Source organism: Serratia quinivorans (assembly GCF_946227985.1).
GTDB classification, from domain to species: domain Bacteria; phylum Pseudomonadota; class Gammaproteobacteria; order Enterobacterales; family Enterobacteriaceae; genus Serratia; species Serratia quinivorans_A.
In genome coordinates, this window is the sequence record NZ_CAMKGL010000004.1 from 91,212 (window position 1) to 109,407 (window position 18,196).

Below are 18,196 nucleotides of genomic sequence, written 5' to 3' on the forward strand. Positions count from 1 at the left end.
CTGAGTGTTGCGTTCAAGTATTCACCGCATTTGTTGTATCTTCTTTACCTGTTTTATCTGCTGCTTCGCGTGTCTGCAACGCTTCCTGACGCTGTAAGGTACGGGCCAATATGGAGGAATACAACGGCTTACCTCCGAGGAACTGTGCCACCAAGGTAGCCCCCAGGCAGGTAATAATCATTGGCAGTATCAGCTGATAGTTATCCGTCATTTCCAACACCAGCACGATACCGGTCAGGGGCGCACGTACCGTGGCAGCAAACAGGGCACCCATTCCTGCAATGGCAAAGGTACCGGCCTCGATGCCGTACGCAGGAAACAGATGTGCACCGGCCAGACCAAAGGCAGTACCAAACAGCGTACCCAACGCCAGCATCGGCGCAAAAATCCCGCCCGGCGCGCCGGAGCCAAAACATAACAGCGTAGTGATCACCCGGGTAATAAAAATAAACATCAGCATGCCGACGCTGTAGTTACCGGCAGCGGCGATCGGGATCAGCCCAAAACCCCCGCCTGCGGCTTCCGGCTGGATCAGCCCCAAAATGCCGCAGAGGCCGCCGAGCAAACCGCCTATCAGCAAAACCTTGCGCATTTTACCGCCGTGCAGACGAGCGAACATGTCCTGGGCACGGAAAATCAGCGCGTTGAACATAACCCCCACCGCACCAAAGATCGCCCCGAGCACCAAATACAGCCAAAGGGTGTTAATCGGTGCCGAAGAAAGCTTACCCACCGCAATCACCGACCCTTCGCCGTTGAACAGCTGGAACACCACGCTGGACATAATGACGCCGATAAACACCGCTTTAATTGAGATCAGGTTATAACGGAACTGCGGACGCATCTCTTCAATGATAAACAGAATGCCTGCCAACGGCGCATTAAAGGCGGCGGCAAGGCCGGCGGCTGCACCGGTAGCCAGCAACGAATGGCGCGCCTCTGCGCCGCGCAGGCGGAAAATATCCAGCACCATGCGCCCGACGTTGCCGCCCATTTGCACCGTAGGCCCTTCACGGCCCAGCACCATGCCTGCCCCCAGGGTTCCCATGCCACCGATAAACTTCACCGGGATCACTCGCCACCAGCGCACCGGGCGTAGCTCTTCCAACGCCCCTTCGATCTCCGGGATACCCGAGCCGCCCGCCTCCGAGGCAAAGCGGTGCACCAGGTAGTACCCCAACACCGCCAGCAAAGCGGAAAGAATAAAGGCCAACGGCCAAACCAGTATCCAGTAATCGGCGACCTGTGCCAGCCCGGAAAAACGCTGCTGCTGCACCCAATCCACCGCTTTATCGAACGCCACGCCGAGCAAACCCGCCAGGGTTCCCACCAACGCCGCCATTAGCAGGATCGCCACCGGCGTTTTATCACGGCGCATAAGCTGACGTACCGCATCACTGCGTTTCAGGCGTGGAGCCCGCACCAGCGGCGGCTGTTGCTGTAATTCAGTCATAATGGGTTATTCATTAATGGAATTAAATGTAATACAAATAGGCCAGCTGATTATTCTAGCCTACCCGCTGACTGACCGCCCCTCAAAATAGGTATCTGTCTGTGATCGTTTCATATCGACGAACACTTCACTAGAATAGCGCGGTCAAATCATTCAAACAGAATCCAGGAGCCGATTTATGAGCTTACACAGCAAGTCCGAAAGTCTGTATGCCCAGGCAAAACAGGTAATCCCAGGCGGGGTTAACTCTCCGGTGCGTGCATTCAACGGCGTTGGCGGTGTACCACTGTTTATCGAACGGGCGGACGGGGCTTACCTGTTCGACGTCGACGGCAAAGCCTATATCGACTACGTCGGTTCCTGGGGCCCGATGGTACTGGGGCACAACCACCCGGCGATCCGCAACGCGGTCATTGAAGCGGCACAGCGCGGCCTGAGCTTTGGCGCCCCTACCGAGATGGAAGTCAAAATGGCGGAACTGGTCACCGAACTGGTGCCGACCATGGATATGGTACGCATGGTGAACTCGGGGACCGAAGCCACCATGAGTGCCATTCGTCTGGCGCGCGGCTATACCAACCGCGATAAAATCATCAAGTTTGAAGGCTGCTACCACGGCCACGCCGACTGCCTGCTGGTAAAAGCCGGCTCCGGTGCGCTCACTCTGGGGCAGCCAAACTCACCGGGCGTGCCAGCAGACTTCGCCAAGCATACCCTGACCTGCACCTTTAACGATCTGGAATCGGTACGCACCGCATTCGAGCAGTACCCTTCCGAAATCGCCTGCATCATCGTCGAACCGGTCGCCGGTAACATGAACTGCGTACCACCACTGCCGGAATTCCTGCCGGGCCTGCGCGCACTGTGCGACAAGTACGGTGCATTGCTGATTATCGATGAAGTCATGACCGGCTTCCGCGTGGCGCTGGCCGGCGCACAGGCCTATTACGATGTGGTGCCTGATCTCACCTGCCTGGGTAAAATCATCGGTGGCGGCATGCCCGTTGGCGCGTTCGGCGGCCGTCGTGAAGTGATGGCAGCGTTGGCACCTACCGGCCCGGTCTATCAGGCAGGCACGCTGTCCGGTAACCCGATTGCGATGGCGGCAGGCTTTGCCTGCCTGACCGAAGTTTCGCAGGTGGGTGTCCACCAGACGCTGACCGAACTGACCGATATGCTGGCAGCCGGCCTGCTGCACGCGGCTAAAGAAGAAAACGTCGCGCTGGTGGTGAACCACGTTGGCGGCATGTTCGGCCTGTTCTTTACCGATGCGCCGTCAGTCACCAGTTATCAGGACGTGATGCAGTGCGATGTAGAGCGCTTCAAGCGTTTCTTCCATCTGATGCTGGAAGAAGGGGTTTATCTGGCACCTTCTGCCTTCGAGGCTGGCTTTATGTCCATTGCGCACAGCAAAGAAGACATTCAGCGCACTATCGATGCCGCACGTCGCTGCTTCGCCAAGCTGTAAGTTTTGGCTAGCCAATAAAAACGGGCGCTAAGCGCCCGTTTTTATTTTCAAACTTTGCCGTCAGAGCAAGGTGCCGTAAATCGTCAGCAGTGCCACCACCACCACGATAATCATCGTCACCTTACGTGCCAGGGTTACCGCCGCTCGCGGGGTCTGTACTGGATCCATATGGGGGTCACGCGCCAGTGAGAACTGCGCCAGCCGCGTCAGCACCTGATACTGCGAAGAATGGAGATCGCCCAGCGATGCAAACCATGCCGGCAGCGCTCTCTCACCATGTCCAAACAGGGCGTAAGCCACGCCGGCCAGGCGCACCGGGATCCAGTCCAGCCAGTTCAACAGATGATCGATGCCCGACTGCGAACGCTCCAGCGGGGTATTATGGCGCGCCAACCAGGTTTGGTAAGCACGCAGGAAGGAGTAGCCCGCCAGCGCAATCGGCCCGTAAGGCCCGCAGACCACGAACCAGAACAGCGGAGCCAGATAATAACGGAAGTTAATCCACAGCAGCGCATTTTGCAGTTCACGCAGGCGCAGCTCTTCGCTGCAATCCACCGGCAAACCGTGGATCAGTGCCAGCTCTTCCGCCATCTGGTCGCTGGCATGAACATCCCCCTGCCGCGCCGCTTTCAGATAGGCACGATAGTGTTTACGCTTGATGCCTGCCCCCACGCACAGCAAATCAATAACGATCCACAGCAACAGCGTCACTACGCCGAAAAAAAGCCCTTGAGACAGCCACAGAATGCCCCCGACCACCACCATCCAGGCCAGGGTCATCAGTAACGTCTGCGCCAGCGAGAACCGGTGCAACCGATGAAACACCACCTCCAGCCGATGGTCCAACTGCCAATGCTCACCCAGCTTGAACAAACGTTCCCACGCCAGAACCAGTAACAGCGTAAACAGCGTCATTAGCGACTCCTCTCCCTTTCCATTGTTCCAAGCATAGCGTCATCGGCCTTGCCGGGTTGTTCCAGAGATGCCAGATTTAAATCCGACCCCATGTCGGGTCTGAATCGGTTTTACAGCCTGGGGCAATATGACTGTGCCCGGTAATCCGCGCCGCTGACATCGGATTAATGCCAGATTAGCGGCGCAACCACCGCGCTGCAGTGGTACTTATCATGGCAACAGAGTAGCATGTTTCTGTAAATCAGAAATAACCGTATGATACAAAAAGGATTTACTATCAGTACGTCCACATGATGACCATATCGACAATCGGCCCAGTTTTGGGCCGATTGACTAAACAAAAAAGCCAGCCCGAAGGCTGGCTGAAAGCAAAAGTTGTTTGTGCACTCACTTTCTAACTGCTGAAATTATTCTTTTAGTAACCAAAAACAGAAGAGTAGCGATCACGACATTGGCACACAGCCCTACAGGGAACAAAGCCGGATTACCTTCATTAACTCCCTGGAACCAGCCTAACGGATGCAATGCATCATAGATGCCGTCAGCTAGCGCCCATAGTAGGCTACCAATCGGAGTAAACCGAATTACAAATGCCGAAACAACCAAGCACACGATAAAACCCGCAATATTTAGAGGCCATCTGCTTTTTTTACTTAATTGCGCATCGGTCATAATCCTTACTCCCTGTTACATCAACGCGACCATATGCCAGAAGGCCATTCCGTGAACCTGGCACCTTAAACTTTTTCCGGCTCAGGATCGCGCGCCTAACCTGCTGAAAGTCAGAATTTCGGAAAAATGTGATGCATCCCCATGACTCCCCTGTTCCATCGGGACGCAAGGGATGTAAACGAAATGCACCTCTACTTATTCCATTCACAAAAGTGGTATCACTCATTGTCTGAAAATTATAGAGGCCAAACCATTCATCATGATTAGTTCCAAACCAAGTATCTTTTCCAAAGGTAAGGATCCGGTTTTTTATACCACCTAAAGGCCGGTCTACGATCCAGTACTGCCCTGGCGGAAGCGCTGCATTTTCGATAAATGAACAACGGGGCATATTTATTCTTGGCGCTTGGCCTGAGAAGACCTCAAAGGTGCCTTTACCATAGCAGTGAAATTTTGCTTTTTTCCTATCGGCCGATAAATCGTTATAGTCCATCCGGCATATTTGCATCCTGCACTCCTGTGAAATTGTTAAGCAGAGTTAATCATAATACATAAAATCAGGGTAAAAAAAGCCAGCCCGTAGGTTGGTTTTAAGGTGATTCCCCGGTGTTGGGATACTCATTAAAACCGATCACTCTGGCCCAGTTATCCAAGCCAGCTATGAGTTATTGCGCCGGATTTCCTTCAAGGTGCAGTAACCTTGAACCCGGTCGCCAAAATGCCCACATTGAGTCCACGAGGTGGCAATAGTTAGCACTTATTAGCGTCACTTAGCTTTACTAAGCTATTGATATTATGCAGAACGCCCCGCTAGCGCGGGGCTATAAAACAGAGTAGCATGTTCCCCCTACGATATTACCGTCCATTTCGGAGTTTTCTATGCCGACACGCCGCTACAGTGCCGACAGTCGCCGCACCGAGCTTCTTGAACGAATTGAAAGCGATATCCCCTATGCCGTTGCCCAGGCGCTGCGTGAAGACCTGGGTGGTGAAGTCGATGCCGAACGCGATATTACCGCGCAATTATTACCGGCCGACACCCAGGCCGAAGCCACTATTATTACCCGCGAGCCCGGCATCTTTTGTGGTAAGCGTTGGCTGAATGAAGTCTTCATTCAACTGGGTAACCAGGTGAAAGTGGAATGGCAGGTAGCGGACGGCGATAGCCTGGTCCCAGACCAGCCGCTCTGCAAACTGACCGGCCCGGCGCGGGTATTGTTGACCGGTGAGCGCACCGCACTGAATTTTGTCCAGACGCTTTCCGGCGTAGCGACCGAAGTCAGCCGCTATGTGGCGCTGTTGCAGGGCACGCAAACCCGCCTGCTGGACACCCGCAAGACCCTGCCAGGGCTGCGCACCGCGCTGAAATATGCCGTGCTGTGCGGCGGCGGCAGTAACCATCGCCTGGGGCTTTCCGATGCCTTCCTGATCAAGGAAAACCACATCATTGCCTCCGGTTCGATTAAAAAGGCGGTCGAGAAGGCGTTCTGGCTGCATGCCGACGTGCCGGTCGAGGTGGAAGTCGAATCGCTGGACGAACTGCAGCAGGCGCTGGATGCCGGAGCCGACATTGTCATGCTGGATAATTTCAGCGTCGAGATGATGCGTGCTGCCGTAGCGCAAACTCAAGGGCGTGCCCAATTGGAAGTTTCAGGTAACGTGACCAGTGAAACCCTGCGCACCTTCGCCGAAACCGGGGTGGACTACATCTCTGTGGGTGCCCTGACCAAACATGTGACCGCGCTCGATCTGTCAATGCGCTTTAAATAAACTCCGTCATCCCTGCCTCCCTGTCCCTCGGGGAGGTATTTTCTCGTCAGAATTGCGAAGCTCGCCTCATCCTTTTTCCCTCTTGTGCAATGCTGATTAATTGCTGTGGAACTGCAACGCAAAACAGCCATAACTCGCTCGAAGCCCACGCCCTGTACGCTTACCTTTGCTTCCACATTCACCCGGAGGCAACAACAAATGGAAACACAGCGCGGTTTTACCCTGATTGAACTGATGGTGGTGATCGCCATTATCGCCATCCTGAGCGCCATAGGCATTCCCGCCTACCAGCGCTATATCCAAAAAGCAGCGATGACAGACATGCTGCAAACCATGACGCCGTATAAGCTGGCCGTTGAGCTATGCGTGCTCGACAGCGGTGCGCCCGCTGGCTGTAATGCAGGTAGCAAAGGTATCCCTGCCGGTGACGCCTCACGTTACGTCAGCGCGGTTCAGGTCAGCCAGGGGGTAATTTCGCTGACCGGTACGCAAACGCTGCAAGGGCTAACGGTCGCTCTGACCCCAACCCAAAATGCCAGCGGGCTGACACGCTGGACACGACAGTGCACCAGCAGCAACGTCAATCTGCAGGAAACCTGTCAGGAAGTTTTCCGTTTTGACACCACCGCAACGGCGCCAACGCCATGAGTACGGCGATAAGCGACGAAATCCATGCATTGTGCCGGCGTTACCAGGCGCTGGCGCTCAGCGAAGATCGGTACTGCCTGAATGTGGCCCTGACAGCGGAGGCGCCACAGGCGCTGCTGTCGGCGCTGCGTTTCGCCACCGGCAAGCGCATTCATCTGGAGCAGTGGCCGGCAGCCCGGCTGGAAATGGAACTGAACCAACGTCAAATACAAGGCGATGGCCCCTCGCAGGAAGCACCGGAGGCACAACCTAATGGGTCCTTATTAAACGACGACAGTGACGCTCCCGTCGTGCAGTTTATCAATCAGACGCTGCACATTGCTATTCAACGGCGTGCCTCGGATATTCATTTCGAGCCTTACCAACAGACGCTACGTATCCGACTGCGTATCGACGGGGTACTGCAGGCGATAGCCTCACCGCCATTCACACTCGCCGCTCGCCTCACCGCCCGACTGAAGATCATGGGGCAGTTGGACATTGCCGAGCGTCGCCTGCCACAGGATGGCCAGCTCAGCGTGCAATTGGATAACGCCGGTTACTCAATGCGCATCTCCACCCTGCCCACACTGTACGGCGAAAAAGTGGTGCTGCGAGTCCTGCAAACCGAACGCCAGGAGCTGCCGCTGGATCGGCTGGGAATGGATCCGGCGGCGTTGGCGAAGTTTGCCGCAGCATTATCCTGCCCACAGGGTATGATCCTGGTCACTGGCCCGACCGGTAGTGGTAAAACCGTCACCCTGTACAGCGGCCTGCGTCAGTTGAATGATGCGCAAAGTAATTTATGTAGCGTCGAGGATCCGATCGAGATCCCGTTATTTGGCGTTAACCAGACGCAAATTAATGCCAAAACAGATCTGGATTTTTCCCGCGTTTTACGCGCCTTACTACGACAAGATCCAGACGTGATCATGATCGGTGAAATCCGCGACAGGGAAACGGCAGAGATAGCAGTTAAAGCCGCGCAAACCGGTCATCTGGTGTTGTCCACGTTACACACCAACTCCACCAGCGAGACCCTGACGCGCCTGACCCATATGGGTATTCCCGGCTATCTGATTGCCGCCAGCCTGAAGCTGGTGATCGCCCAGCGGCTGGTGCGCAAACTTTGCAGCCACTGCCGCTATCAGCAAAGCCAACCGGTTCGCTTCCCCACCGCAATTTGGGCCATACCCTTGCTGCCCTGGCAAGCCGAGGGCTGCGAGCACTGCTTTGGCGGATACTACGGCCGTACCGGGGTGTATGAATTACTGACTATCACCCCAGAGGTGCAGGCCGGTCTGTTACAGGGCGCCGCCCCGGGTGAACTGGCCGACATTGCACTGCAGCAAGGGCAGACAACGCTGCTGCAAGCCGGGTTAACACTGGTTTCGCAAGGCATCACCTCGCTGGAAGAGGTATATCGCATTGTCGGTATCATCGCCGGTGAGGAGGCTCCGTGAAAGCGCCGCGCCTTTTCCTCTGGCAGGCAGTTGATCCACAGGGCCAACTGCGCGAGGGCGAACTGATGAGCAGCGAAAAAAATTTGGTCAGCCACTGGCTGATTGAACAAGGGCTGCAGCCCTGCCAGATTAACAGCGGGAAACGTATTGCCCCCAGTCAGTGGCGCGGGGAACCCTTGATCCAGTTCACTCGTCAACTTGCTACCCTGCTGCAAGCCGGCTTGCCACTGGTTAGCGGGTTGCAATTGCTGGCGACAGAACACCCGTCTGCGGCCTGGCGCTGCCTGCTGCGGGACATCAGCGAACAGGTGCAGCAAGGCCAACCCTTTTCCGAGGTTATCGCCGGGCAACAGGCCATCTTTCCTCTGATTTACCGCCAGTTGATCGCCATTGGGGAACTGACCGGTCACCTGGATGAGTGCTGTCGGCAACTGGCCCAACAACAGGAAGCACAGCAAAAATTGCAAAAGAAAGTGGTTAAGGCGCTGCGTTATCCCTTGTTTATCTGCGCTGTAGCGCTGTTGGTGAGCATTCTGATGTTAGTCATGGTGTTGCCGGAATTTGCCGGCGTCTATCAGTCCTTCAATGCGCCGCTACCCTGGTTTACCCAAGGGCTGCTGGATCTTTCCACCTGGTTGATTCGCTGCGGCCCCTGGCTGGCGGTGGTTTTGGGCTGCACGATATTTGCTTATTTTCGAAGACTGCACCCGCAGCCACACTGGCGCAGGCGTGAACAGGCGGCGTTACTGCAACTGCCGTTGATTGCACAACTGATCAAAGGCGGTTGTCTGAGCCAAATATTCCGCATTCTGGCCATGACCCAACAGGCCGGGCTCACTCTGGTTGAAGGATTGAACGCCGCGGCACTGTCGGTGGACAACCTGTTTTACCGACAGGCGATGGAGAAGGTGCAGCAACAAATAGCGCAGGGCCAGACTTTTCACAGCGCGTTGGGGGAACAGTCTCTTTTCCCCCCGCTTTGTCAGCAGTTAGTCCGGGTGGGCGAAGAGTCCGGTTCATTAGATACACTGTTGGGCAAACTGGCGCAGTGGCATGAGCAACAAACTTTTGAGTTGGCCGATACGCTGGCGCAAACGCTGGAACCGATCTTGATGCTGGTGGTGGGCGGGATCGTCGGCACGTTGGTGATCGCGATGTATTTGCCGATATTCCAATTGGGGAACGTTTTAGGATAACTATTGGAGAACCCTGGGCGCAGCATCAATGAACTGCACCCGAGGTTTGGTCAGGCTGAAGTGAACCTGATTAGTTACTGCCGAATATGCGGTTTTCCTGTTCCGCTACGCGGATGAAGGTCGTGCGTTTGGTCAGCTCTTTCAAACGCTCTGCACCCACATAAGTGCAGGCGGAGCGCAGGCCGCCCAGGATATCACGAACGGTAAACTCAACCTCGCCACGCAGTGGCAGTTTAACGGTTTTTCCTTCCGCCGCACGGTACTGAGCAACACCACCGACGTGACGTTTCATCGCCGATTCGGAACTCATACCGTAGAACAGCATGAATTTCTCGCCGTTCTCTTCCACTACGGTGCCTTCACACTCGTCATGACCGGCCAGCATGCCACCCAACATGACAAAATCTGCGCCGCCACCAAAGGCTTTCGCGACATCACCCGGTACCGAACAACCGCCATCACTGACGATCTGACCGCCCAGGCCGTGTGCCGCATCGGCGCACTCGATCACCGCAGACAGCTGTGGGTAACCCACGCCGGTTTTCACTCGGGTGGTACAGACTGACCCTGGCCCAATACCCACCTTGACGATATCGGCACCGGAGAGGATCAACTCTTCAACCATTTCACCAGTGACTACGTTACCGGCACAGATCACATGGTTCGGACAGGCTTCACGCGCTTTCTGCAAGAAGGCGACAAAATGCTCTGAGTAACCGTTGGCGACGTCGATGCAGATAAACTTCAGCCCCGGCGACAAGGCCAGAATTTGCTGCATCTTCACAAAATCAGCTTCTGAAGTGCCGGTCGAAACCATAACGTGGCGCAGCACCGATGCCGGTACGCGCTGCACAAATGCGGCCCATTGTTCAAGGGTGTAGTGTTTGTGTACGGCGGTGAGTACGTCGAAAGAAGCCAGGGCCTCTGCCATGCTGAAGGTGCCGACCGAGTCCATGTTGGCGGCGATAATAGGGACGCCGGACCAGCTCAAGCCAGAATGTTTGAAGCTAAACTGACGATCCAGTTCAACTTCTGAACGGCTTTTAAGCGTGGAGCGCTTTGGGCGAATCAGCACATCTTTAAAGCCTAATTTCAAATCTTCTTCAATACGCATGACTTATGATTTCCTGGTTTATGGCGACGGATCGCAGAACGCAATGGCTTGAAAAGCGACGGGGTATACCTAAATAATTCGAGTTTCAGGAAGGCGACAAGAACGAGAGTCCCGATGCGCTTACTCACGTAAGTGATTCGGGTGAACGCTCGCAGTCAACACACTTGCAGCTCGAAGAATGACGGGTATAGATTAATGCCAGCTCCAGTGACGCTATCATACGCGCTAAAAATCGCCGGACAAGACTGCGAATTATCCTTTATTTACGCTACAATCCGACAAATTTACCTGCGAATGCGCAGTGTGACCGCCCGCTCATTTTCTCTTTCCGACTGCATTTTTTATCACCGGACAGCACAAGCTGCCAGACAAGCAGCGCCTGCTGACTTGCACTTCTGCGCGATCGCTTTATGATTCGTCTATTATTTTTTTATGAACATCAGGTGCATTCTCTACCATGGCCTACATTGTTGCGTTGACAGGAGGTATCGGCAGCGGTAAGTCGACCGTGGCAGACGCCTTTGCCCGCCATGGCGTGGCAGTGGTCGACGCAGACGTTATCGCCCGGCAAGTTGTCGAGCCTGGCACCCCAGCGCTGGCTGCTATCGCCAAACGTTTTGGTAATGAAATGTTGCAGCCTGATGGCACGCTAAACCGCGCCGCACTCCGTCAACGTATCTTCAGTAACCCTGATGAAAAGAGCTGGCTGAACCAACTGCTGCACCCGCTGATTCATCAGGAAACTCAATGCCAACTGGCGCAAGTGACCAGTCATTATGCACTTTGGGTGGTTCCTCTGCTGGTTGAAAACAACCTGCAGGCACGAGCCGATCGCGTCCTGGTGGTCGACGTTGACAGTGAAACTCAGTTGGCCAGAACCATCGCCCGCGACGGCATCAGCCGTCAGCAGGCACAGAACATACTGTCCGCACAGGTCACGCGCGAGCAGCGCCTGGCCGCTGCAGATGACATAATAGATAATAGCGGCACCGCTCAGGGGATAGAGCCATTGGTTGCCGCACTGCATCGCCGTTACCTTGAGCTGGCGGCATCAGCGACCCGACAGGATTAAACTGAATGAGTGATGTTTCCCCAAGCGTTCTTTTTGAACACCCGTTGAATGAAAAAATGCGCACCTGGTTGCGTATGGAGTTTTTACTGCAGCAATTGCACGGCCAGCGGGCATTGAGCGAAACAGCCATTGCCCTGACCTTCTTCCGTACCGTTGCCGATCTGCTCGACGTGCTGGAACGTGGTGAGGTGCGCACTGAGTTACTCAAAGAGCTGGAGCGGCAGCAGCAAAAGCTGTTGGCCTGGGCCGATGTGCCAGGTGTCGATATGTCGCTGGTGGATCAGTTGCGCAACCAGTTGAAACAGCGCGGGGCAGCATTGATGTCTGCCCCGCGTCTCGGCCAATCGCTGCGTGAAGACCGGCTTATCAGTCTGGTACGTCAACGCCTGAGCATCCCCGGCGGGTGTTGCAGCTTTGACTTGCCAACGCTGCACATGTGGATGCATGCGCCCCAGCAAGAACGTGATGATGACGTAGCCAAATGGCAGCAAACGCTGGAGCCACTGAACCAGGCGCTGACCATGGTGCTGGATCTGATCCGTCAGTCCGGGCCGTTTCGCAATCAGATCAGTTTGAACGGTTTCTTCCAGGATAACGCGGAAGGCGCCGACCTGTTGCGCTTGCGCATCAATCTGGCACATCAACTTTATCCGCAGATTTCCGGCCATAAGACGCGCTATGCGATCCGCTTCCTGCCGCTGGACAGTGAGCTTGGTGTGGTGCCGGAACGATTAACCTTTGAGTTGGCCTGCTGCTAACCCAATGACATAAAAACCTTTCACGTGTTGGAAGGGAGTAAGGAACAGATATGACGACCGTAGTGAAATGCCCAACCTGTGGCAAAGGTGTGGTTTGGGGTGAAGTGAGCCCGTTCCGCCCGTTTTGCAGCAAACGCTGCCAGTTAATCGATCTGGGCGAGTGGGCCGATGAAGAGAAGCGCATTCCCAGCAACAGTGACCTGTCGGAAAGTGAAGAATGGAGTGAACGACAAATCGGTCCGGAACCGATTTGAACGCTGCTTGCAGCGGCCCTGTAAGGGTGAGACTCATGGACGAGTCGAATAAGACGAGCGCTGATCTTCTCTGTAGCCCGGCTCTCGCCGGGCCTTTTGCCTGACTACTGTGCAGCGTTCGCCTGTGCCACCAATAGTTTAATAATACTGACATTGGCCTCCGGGAATTCCTCCTCCCGTAGATCAGCCTGCTTCACCCAGCGCATTGGCTGACCTTCACGGCCAAAGGGTTCACCCGCCCACCCCTCCACCAGATAAAAATTCAGCGTCACGATACGATCGCTAAAACGGTGCTCAAGCACTTCCAATAACTCTGCTTGCTCGGTTTCAATGCCGGTTTCTTCCTGCAACTCACGGTTAAGTGCCTGCTCCGGGGTCTCCCCCGGCTCAATCTTGCCGCCAGGAAATTCCCAGAAACCGGCCATGTGTGAATCGGCGGCACGCCGGGTAATAAAGATTTCCTGTTGGGCATTACGAATGATGCCAACGGCGATGTTCAGATGTTTCATCGCATTCTCCTGATTAATTCGTCGGGGGCATGGGCTTCGGCCCAAAAAAACAGGGGCTCAGCACGCTGAACCCCTGGATTTTATGGGTTAAACATTACCGGGCTTAGCTCTGAAGACGGCCGTGGCACTGTTTGTATTTTTTACCGGAACCGCATGGGCAAGGATCGTTACGTCCTACTTTACGTTCAGCCGTTGCCGGCGCATTCGGATCCTCGGTGACCAGCGCATTTTCTTCATAGTGGCTCAGCTGTTGCTGCTTGGCCAGGCGCTCGGCTTCTTCACGACGCTGCAGCTCCAGCGCTTCAACCTCTTCCGGCATCCGCACCTGTACCTTGCTCAGTACGCTGATCACTTCATGCTTCAGTGATTCCAGCATGGTGGCAAACATGTTGAAGGACTCGCGCTTATACTCCTGCTTAGGATCTTTCTGCGCATAACCACGCAGATGGATACCCTGACGCAGGTAGTCCATCGCCGCCAGATGCTCTTTCCACAGGGAATCCAGTGTCTGCAGCATCACACCCTTCTCGAAGTTGCGCATCATCTCGACGCCAACCACTTCTTCTTTACGCTGGTACTCTTCTTTAGCCTTTTCCAGAATGCGCTCACGCAGAGTTTCTTCGTGCAGCTCAGGCTCTTTGTCCAACCATTCGGCGATTGGCATATCCAGATCAAAGTCGTTTTTCAGGCGCTCTGTCAGCCCCTGAACATCCCACTCTTCTTCCAGCGATTCTGGCTGAATGTAGCCGTCGATAGTGGTCTTGAAGACGTCTTCACGGATGCTGGTGATGGTTTCGCTAACGTCAGACACGTCCAACAGTTCGTTACGCTGGCTGTAAATAGCGCGACGCTGGTCGTTGGCCACGTCATCGTATTCCAGCAGTTGCTTACGAATATCAAAGTTGCGGCTTTCCACTTTGCGCTGTGCATTGGCAATCGCCTTGGTAACCCAAGGGTGCTCAATGGCCTCACCTTCTTTCATACCCAGTTTACGCATCATGCTGGAAACGCGATCCGAGGCGAAAATACGCATCAGGGCATCTTCCATCGACAGGTAGAAGCGGGAGGAACCGGCGTCACCCTGACGACCGGAACGGCCGCGCAACTGGTTATCGATGCGGCGTGATTCATGGCGCTCGGTACCGATGATGTGCAGGCCACCTGCGGCCAGTACCGCATCATGGCGGATTTTCCAGGCTGCTTTAATTTCAGCAATTTGCTCTTCAGTTGGGTCTTCCAACTGTTCAATTTCGGCCTGCCAGCTGCCGCCCAGCACGATATCGGTACCACGACCCGCCATGTTGGTGGCGATCGTGACCGCACTGCTTTGGCCTGCCTGGGCTACGATGTCCGCTTCCATGGCGTGGAACTTGGCGTTCAGAACCTTGTGTTCGATGCCGGCTTTAGTCAGTTCGCGGGAAACCACTTCGGATTTTTCAATCGAGATGGTCCCCACCAGCACAGGCTGTCCGTTGACGGTACGCTCACGGATATCTTCAATGATGGCACCAATCTTCTCCAGCTCGGTCATGTAGACCAGGTCCGGCATGTCCTTACGGATCATCGGACGGTTAGTCGGCACCACTATGGTATCGAGCTTGTAGATAGAGCTGAATTCAAAGGCTTCGGTGTCTGCGGTACCGGTCATCCCCGCCAGCTTCTCGTACAGACGGAAGTAGTTCTGGAAGGTGATGGAGGCCAGCGTCTGGTTCTCGTTCTGGATTTCCACGCCTTCTTTGGCTTCCACCGCCTGATGCAGACCATCAGACCAGCGACGGCCCTGCATGGTACGGCCGGTGTGTTCGTCAACGATGATAACCTCACCGTCTTTTACGATGTAGTCAACGTCACGGGTAAACAGCACGTGGGCACGCAGCGCGGCGGTCACATGGTGCATCAGCATGATGTTGGTCGGGGAGTACAGTGACTCGCCGTCATCCATGATGCCGGCTTCCATCAGCATTTCTTCGATCAGGATCAGGCCGCGTTCGGTCAGGTGCACCTGGCGCGCTTTCTCGTCAACCGAGAAGTGGCCTTCGCCCTGGAAGGAATCGGAATCTTCTTTTTCCTGGCGGATCAGCTTGGGGATCAGCTTGTTGACCTTGATATACATCTCGGAGCTGTCTTCAGCCGGACCGGAGATAATCAACGGGGTACGCGCTTCATCGATCAGGATGGAGTCAACCTCATCCACCAACGCATAGTGCAGCTTGCGCTGAACTCGCTCTTCCGGGCTGAACGCCATGTTGTCGCGCAGGTAGTCGAAGCCGTATTCGTTGTTGGTGCCGTAGGTAATGTCGGCGGCATAGGCTTCGCGCTTGGCCGGTGCCGGCATACCTGGCAGGTTGATACCGATGCTCAGGCCGAGGAACTCGAACAGCGGGCGGTTATTTTCGGCGTCACGCTGTGCCAGATAGTCGTTCACTGTAACCACGTGCACGCCACGACCGCTCAGGGCGTTCAGATAGGCCGGCAGGGTTGCGGTCAGGGTTTTACCTTCACCGGTACGCATCTCTGCGATACAGCGATCGTTCAGTACCATACCGCCCAGCAGCTGCACGTCGAAGTGACGCATGCCAAACACGCGCTTGCTCGACTCGCGCACTACGGCGAAGGCTTCTGGCAGCAGGTTTTCCAGCACTTCACCCTTTTCCAGACGCGCGCGGAACTCGTTGGTCTTGGCTTTCAGTTCGTCATCGGACAGTTTTTCCATGTCCGGTTCCATCTGATTGATCTGCTCAACCGCTTTACGCATGCGGCGCAGTGTACGATCGTTACGGCTACCAAAAACTTTGGTCAATAATTTCACTAACATGATGTTTGATATCTCTGTCATGACAGCCAATACAGGCCGTCAATTTGCTGTTATTTTTAGGTTTTTTTTGTCGCCCGACGGGCAAGAAATCAGCTTAAGGCTACGGGTCCGGCGCGAATGCCCTGCACCTGTGCCAGCCACAGCCCCGTCTGATGCTGCGCAAAGGCAGGCAGCACGGCATGGTGGGTATTACGAATGATGGTCGGCGGCTTCGACTCATGCGTTAGCAGCGCGTTGAGAGTAGAAAGCAGCGCCAGTTGCGCTACCTGTAATGGGGGTTCGGTCGCTTCCGCTTCTCTTTCCTGCCCCCGCGCGAAAACCGCCTGCGGTGCAAGAGCAAAAGAAAGGTGACGAATGACGGTGCGAAGCGCATGCTGGTGCCAATAATCGACACTGAAGGTCGGGCGACGATGCGCTTCCTGCAGTAATGCCAGGCTATTAAAGGCACCGCTGACGGAATTTTGCCGGTTCAGGCTGGACGAGGTGCTCGGCAGAGCGGCTTGATCAGGGCTGCCGGACAGATTTGTAGGTACGCCAAGCGTGGCCGCGACCATCCCTAACAGGAGATGGGGCCAGAAATAACGTCTGCCAAATTGTCGCCAACGATTTAGAATACCGATCACGAGTTTATTATCCGCCGGAGCCCATTATGCGCGATAGCCGTCCACAATTATTAGATTCCCTGTTTGACGACGCTAACACAGAAGACAAAGGCCCGCTGCATAACGTCCAGCAACGCGCAGTGGCGCTGCTGAAGCTTAACCGTGCAGTGAAAGGCGTATTGCCAGTTCAACTGCATCCCTGGTGCCGCGTCGCAAATTTCCGACAGGGTATTTTAGTGCTAGAAACGGCAAATGCCAGCTGGATGATGCGTCTACGTTACGAACAACCGGCTTTATTATCTGCACTACGAGCGCAAATTCTACCATCATTGTCGTCGATCGACATCAGGATTAATCCGGCGTTGATGGCAAAAGGGAGCAACCTTGTGCAGAACGCCGCAAAAACCGCAGGAAATACGCAGGCGAAGGTACCAATGCGTCATCTGAGTCAGGAAAGTGCCGAGGAATTAAGGGGATTGGCGAGCCGGAGCCCAGAAAAACTGCGCAAGATATTGGAACGACTGGCATCGCTGGCCGGAGAAGGTGCCAACGCTACCAGTCGTGATAAGTAATCGCGGTATCAGCTTATGCCAATACGGTGGACGGGGCTTTGAATGCCAAAGGCATTTCGGCTTCGTCCTGGAAGGTGACAAATTCCCACGCTTCCTGTTTTGCCAGAACCGCTTGCAGCAGTTTGTTGTTCAGCGCATGACCAGACTTGTACGCGGTGAACGCGCCAATGATGTTATGGCCGCACATGAACAGGTCGCCGATGGCGTCCAGCATTTTGTGGCGTACGAATTCGTCTTCAAAGCGCAGGCCGTCTTCGTTCAGAACGCGGTAATCATCCACCACGATAGCGCAGTCAAAGCTGCCACCCAGCGCCAGGCCACGTGACTGTAAATACTCGATGTCACGCATAAAACCGAAGGTACGTGCACGGCTGATTTGACGCACGAACGAGTCGGCAGAAAAATCAAGGCGGTAGCGTTGCGTACTGGCATCGATAGCCGGGTGGTTGAAGTCGATGGTGAAGTCCAGGCGGAACCCGTTATGCGGGGACAACTCGGCCCACTTGTCGCCATCTTCAACACGCACGGTGTCTTTCAGACGCAGGAATTTCTTCGCAGAGTTCAGTTCTTCAATGCCGGCATCCAGCAACAGGAAGACGAACGGGCTGGCACTGCCGTCCATGATAGGAATTTCGGCGGCGTCAACTTCGATAACGATGTTGTCGATACCCAAACCAGCCAGCGCGGCATTAAGATGCTCAACGGTAGAAATACGCACGTCATGCTCGTTCACCAGGCAGGTGCAGAGCATGGTATCACGCACGGATTTTGCATCAGCCGGAAAATCAACCGGGGGATTCAAGTCAGTGCGACGATAGATGACCCCGGTATTAGCCGCCGCGGGGCGCATTGTCAGCGTGACTTTCTTGCCGGTATGCAAACCGACACCAGTCGCCTGAACAATACGTTTTAATGTCCGTTGTTTGATCATCGTTT

The 18,196-nt window shown here is 55.0% G+C and carries 18 protein-coding genes; 9 read left to right on the top strand and 9 right to left on the bottom strand.

Translation table 11 applies throughout. The features are described from left to right. Positions 1 to 13: 13 nt before the first annotated feature. Positions 14 to 1,453 (bottom strand): H(+)/Cl(-) exchange transporter ClcA, encoded by a 1,440-nt coding sequence (gene clcA, locus OCH02_RS13525; RefSeq protein WP_261431676.1) that lies wholly within the window; start codon positions 1,451 to 1,453, stop codon positions 14 to 16. Positions 1,454 to 1,631: 178 nt separating this feature from the next. Between clcA and hemL the strand changes: the two genes are divergently transcribed. After that, positions 1,632 to 2,921: a glutamate-1-semialdehyde 2,1-aminomutase gene (gene hemL, locus OCH02_RS13530; protein WP_261431678.1), complete on the top strand. Its 1,290-nt coding sequence runs from the start codon at positions 1,632 to 1,634 to the stop codon at positions 2,919 to 2,921. 60 nt (positions 2,922 to 2,981) lie between these two features. Here the strand turns inward: hemL and ampE are convergent, their stop codons facing one another. The 3 genes from ampE to OCH02_RS13545 form a co-directional block, all read right to left on the bottom strand. Beyond that, positions 2,982 to 3,836, bottom strand: a complete 855-nt coding sequence (gene ampE, locus OCH02_RS13535; RefSeq protein WP_153858028.1) for a beta-lactamase regulator AmpE — start codon at positions 3,834 to 3,836, stop codon at positions 2,982 to 2,984. 387 nt (positions 3,837 to 4,223) lie between these two features. Beyond that, on the bottom strand, positions 4,224 to 4,508 hold the full coding sequence (locus OCH02_RS13540; protein ID WP_261431679.1) for a hypothetical protein: 285 nt from the start codon (positions 4,506 to 4,508) through the stop codon (positions 4,224 to 4,226). Continuing rightward, positions 4,486 to 5,001 carry a DUF2778 domain-containing protein gene (locus tag OCH02_RS13545; RefSeq protein ID WP_261431681.1) on the bottom strand — a complete coding sequence of 172 codons (516 nt, stop codon included), beginning with the start codon at positions 4,999 to 5,001 and terminating at the stop codon, positions 4,486 to 4,488. Before OCH02_RS13545 ends, OCH02_RS13540 begins: the two co-directional genes overlap by 23 nt. Positions 5,002 to 5,387: 386 nt before the next feature. Here OCH02_RS13545 and nadC point away from each other — a divergent pair, with 386 nt between their 5' ends. The 4 genes from nadC (at position 5,388) to hofC (ending at position 9,564) form a co-directional block, all read left to right on the top strand. Then, positions 5,388 to 6,278, top strand: a complete 891-nt coding sequence (nadC, locus tag OCH02_RS13550; protein WP_012005227.1) for a carboxylating nicotinate-nucleotide diphosphorylase — start codon at positions 5,388 to 5,390, stop codon at positions 6,276 to 6,278. A gap of 198 nt (positions 6,279 to 6,476) precedes the next feature. Continuing rightward, positions 6,477 to 6,926, top strand: a complete 450-nt coding sequence (ppdD, locus tag OCH02_RS13555) for a prepilin peptidase-dependent pilin (protein ID WP_261431682.1) — start codon at positions 6,477 to 6,479, stop codon at positions 6,924 to 6,926. Then, entirely contained in the window at positions 6,923 to 8,368 is a 1,446-nt protein-coding gene (gene gspE / locus OCH02_RS13560) for a type II secretion system protein GspE (protein WP_261431683.1), read from the top strand. The genes ppdD and gspE overlap by 4 nt, the downstream gene beginning before the upstream one ends. After that, positions 8,365 to 9,564 carry a protein transport protein HofC gene (gene hofC / locus OCH02_RS13565; RefSeq protein WP_261431684.1) on the top strand — a complete coding sequence of 400 codons (1,200 nt, stop codon included), beginning with the start codon at positions 8,365 to 8,367 and terminating at the stop codon, positions 9,562 to 9,564. Before gspE ends, hofC begins: the two co-directional genes overlap by 4 nt. Before the next feature lie 70 nt (positions 9,565 to 9,634). Here hofC and OCH02_RS13570 read toward each other — a convergent pair whose 3' ends face one another. Continuing rightward, positions 9,635 to 10,678, bottom strand: a complete 1,044-nt coding sequence (locus tag OCH02_RS13570; RefSeq protein ID WP_261431685.1) for a GMP reductase — start codon at positions 10,676 to 10,678, stop codon at positions 9,635 to 9,637. Positions 10,679 to 11,135: 457 nt separating this feature from the next. On the opposite strand from OCH02_RS13570, the gene coaE reads away from it, so the two are divergent. The 3 genes from coaE to yacG are packed head-to-tail and all read left to right on the top strand — an operon-like array spanning position 11,136 to position 12,762. Next, positions 11,136 to 11,750 (top strand): dephospho-CoA kinase, encoded by a 615-nt coding sequence (gene coaE, locus OCH02_RS13575; protein WP_261431686.1) that lies wholly within the window; start codon positions 11,136 to 11,138, stop codon positions 11,748 to 11,750. Between the two features lie 5 nt (positions 11,751 to 11,755). Beyond that, positions 11,756 to 12,508, top strand: a complete 753-nt coding sequence (zapD, locus tag OCH02_RS13580; RefSeq protein WP_261431687.1) for a cell division protein ZapD — start codon at positions 11,756 to 11,758, stop codon at positions 12,506 to 12,508. A gap of 50 nt (positions 12,509 to 12,558) precedes the next feature. After that, positions 12,559 to 12,762: a DNA gyrase inhibitor YacG gene (yacG, locus tag OCH02_RS13585; protein ID WP_112348023.1), complete on the top strand. Its 204-nt coding sequence runs from the start codon at positions 12,559 to 12,561 to the stop codon at positions 12,760 to 12,762. A gap of 104 nt (positions 12,763 to 12,866) precedes the next feature. Here yacG and mutT read toward each other — a convergent pair whose 3' ends face one another. The 3 genes from mutT to secM form a co-directional block, all read right to left on the bottom strand. Then, positions 12,867 to 13,271 carry an 8-oxo-dGTP diphosphatase MutT gene (mutT, locus tag OCH02_RS13590; protein ID WP_261431689.1) on the bottom strand — a complete coding sequence of 135 codons (405 nt, stop codon included), beginning with the start codon at positions 13,269 to 13,271 and terminating at the stop codon, positions 12,867 to 12,869. A gap of 103 nt (positions 13,272 to 13,374) precedes the next feature. Beyond that, positions 13,375 to 16,086 (bottom strand): preprotein translocase subunit SecA, encoded by a 2,712-nt coding sequence (gene secA, locus OCH02_RS13595; RefSeq protein WP_261431690.1) that lies wholly within the window; start codon positions 16,084 to 16,086, stop codon positions 13,375 to 13,377. An 89-nt stretch (positions 16,087 to 16,175) separates the two neighbouring features. Further along, the gene (gene secM / locus OCH02_RS13600; RefSeq protein ID WP_261092421.1) at positions 16,176 to 16,709 is read right to left on the bottom strand and encodes a secA translation cis-regulator SecM; all 534 of its coding nucleotides are present in this window, start codon (positions 16,707 to 16,709) and stop codon (positions 16,176 to 16,178) included. Positions 16,710 to 16,735: 26 nt separating this feature from the next. On the opposite strand from secM, the gene OCH02_RS13605 reads away from it, so the two are divergent. Next, positions 16,736 to 17,260, top strand: a complete 525-nt coding sequence (locus OCH02_RS13605; RefSeq protein WP_135315109.1) for a DUF721 domain-containing protein — start codon at positions 16,736 to 16,738, stop codon at positions 17,258 to 17,260. Between the two features lie 13 nt (positions 17,261 to 17,273). Here OCH02_RS13605 and lpxC read toward each other — a convergent pair whose 3' ends face one another. Then, positions 17,274 to 18,191, bottom strand: a complete 918-nt coding sequence (gene lpxC, locus OCH02_RS13610) for a UDP-3-O-acyl-N-acetylglucosamine deacetylase (protein WP_017891607.1) — start codon at positions 18,189 to 18,191, stop codon at positions 17,274 to 17,276. Positions 18,192 to 18,196 lie beyond the last annotated feature (5 nt).

What these genes read in the sequence shown, in the direction of transcription:
- secA (WP_261431690.1), bottom strand. Translation starts at nt 16,086, where the DNA reads ATGTTAGTGAAATTATTGACCAAAGTTTTTGGTAGCCGTAACGATCGT.
- yacG (WP_112348023.1), top strand. Translation starts at nt 12,559, where the DNA reads ATGACGACCGTAGTGAAATGCCCAACCTGTGGCAAAGGTGTGGTTTGG.
- clcA (WP_261431676.1), bottom strand. Translation starts at nt 1,453, where the DNA reads ATGACTGAATTACAGCAACAGCCGCCGCTGGTGCGGGCTCCACGCCTG.
- coaE (WP_261431686.1), top strand. Translation starts at nt 11,136, where the DNA reads ATGGCCTACATTGTTGCGTTGACAGGAGGTATCGGCAGCGGTAAGTCG.
- nadC (WP_012005227.1), top strand. Translation starts at nt 5,388, where the DNA reads ATGCCGACACGCCGCTACAGTGCCGACAGTCGCCGCACCGAGCTTCTT.
- ppdD (WP_261431682.1), top strand. Translation starts at nt 6,477, where the DNA reads ATGGAAACACAGCGCGGTTTTACCCTGATTGAACTGATGGTGGTGATC.
- OCH02_RS13570 (WP_261431685.1), bottom strand. Translation starts at nt 10,678, where the DNA reads ATGCGTATTGAAGAAGATTTGAAATTAGGCTTTAAAGATGTGCTGATT.
- OCH02_RS13545 (WP_261431681.1), bottom strand. Translation starts at nt 5,001, where the DNA reads ATGGACTATAACGATTTATCGGCCGATAGGAAAAAAGCAAAATTTCAC.
- hemL (WP_261431678.1), top strand. Translation starts at nt 1,632, where the DNA reads ATGAGCTTACACAGCAAGTCCGAAAGTCTGTATGCCCAGGCAAAACAG.
- mutT (WP_261431689.1), bottom strand. Translation starts at nt 13,271, where the DNA reads ATGAAACATCTGAACATCGCCGTTGGCATCATTCGTAATGCCCAACAG.
- ampE (WP_153858028.1), bottom strand. Translation starts at nt 3,836, where the DNA reads ATGACGCTGTTTACGCTGTTACTGGTTCTGGCGTGGGAACGTTTGTTC.
- gspE (WP_261431683.1), top strand. Translation starts at nt 6,923, where the DNA reads ATGAGTACGGCGATAAGCGACGAAATCCATGCATTGTGCCGGCGTTAC.
- zapD (WP_261431687.1), top strand. Translation starts at nt 11,756, where the DNA reads ATGAGTGATGTTTCCCCAAGCGTTCTTTTTGAACACCCGTTGAATGAA.
- OCH02_RS13540 (WP_261431679.1), bottom strand. Translation starts at nt 4,508, where the DNA reads ATGACCGATGCGCAATTAAGTAAAAAAAGCAGATGGCCTCTAAATATT.
- OCH02_RS13605 (WP_135315109.1), top strand. Translation starts at nt 16,736, where the DNA reads ATGCGCGATAGCCGTCCACAATTATTAGATTCCCTGTTTGACGACGCT.
- lpxC (WP_017891607.1), bottom strand. Translation starts at nt 18,191, where the DNA reads ATGATCAAACAACGGACATTAAAACGTATTGTTCAGGCGACTGGTGTC.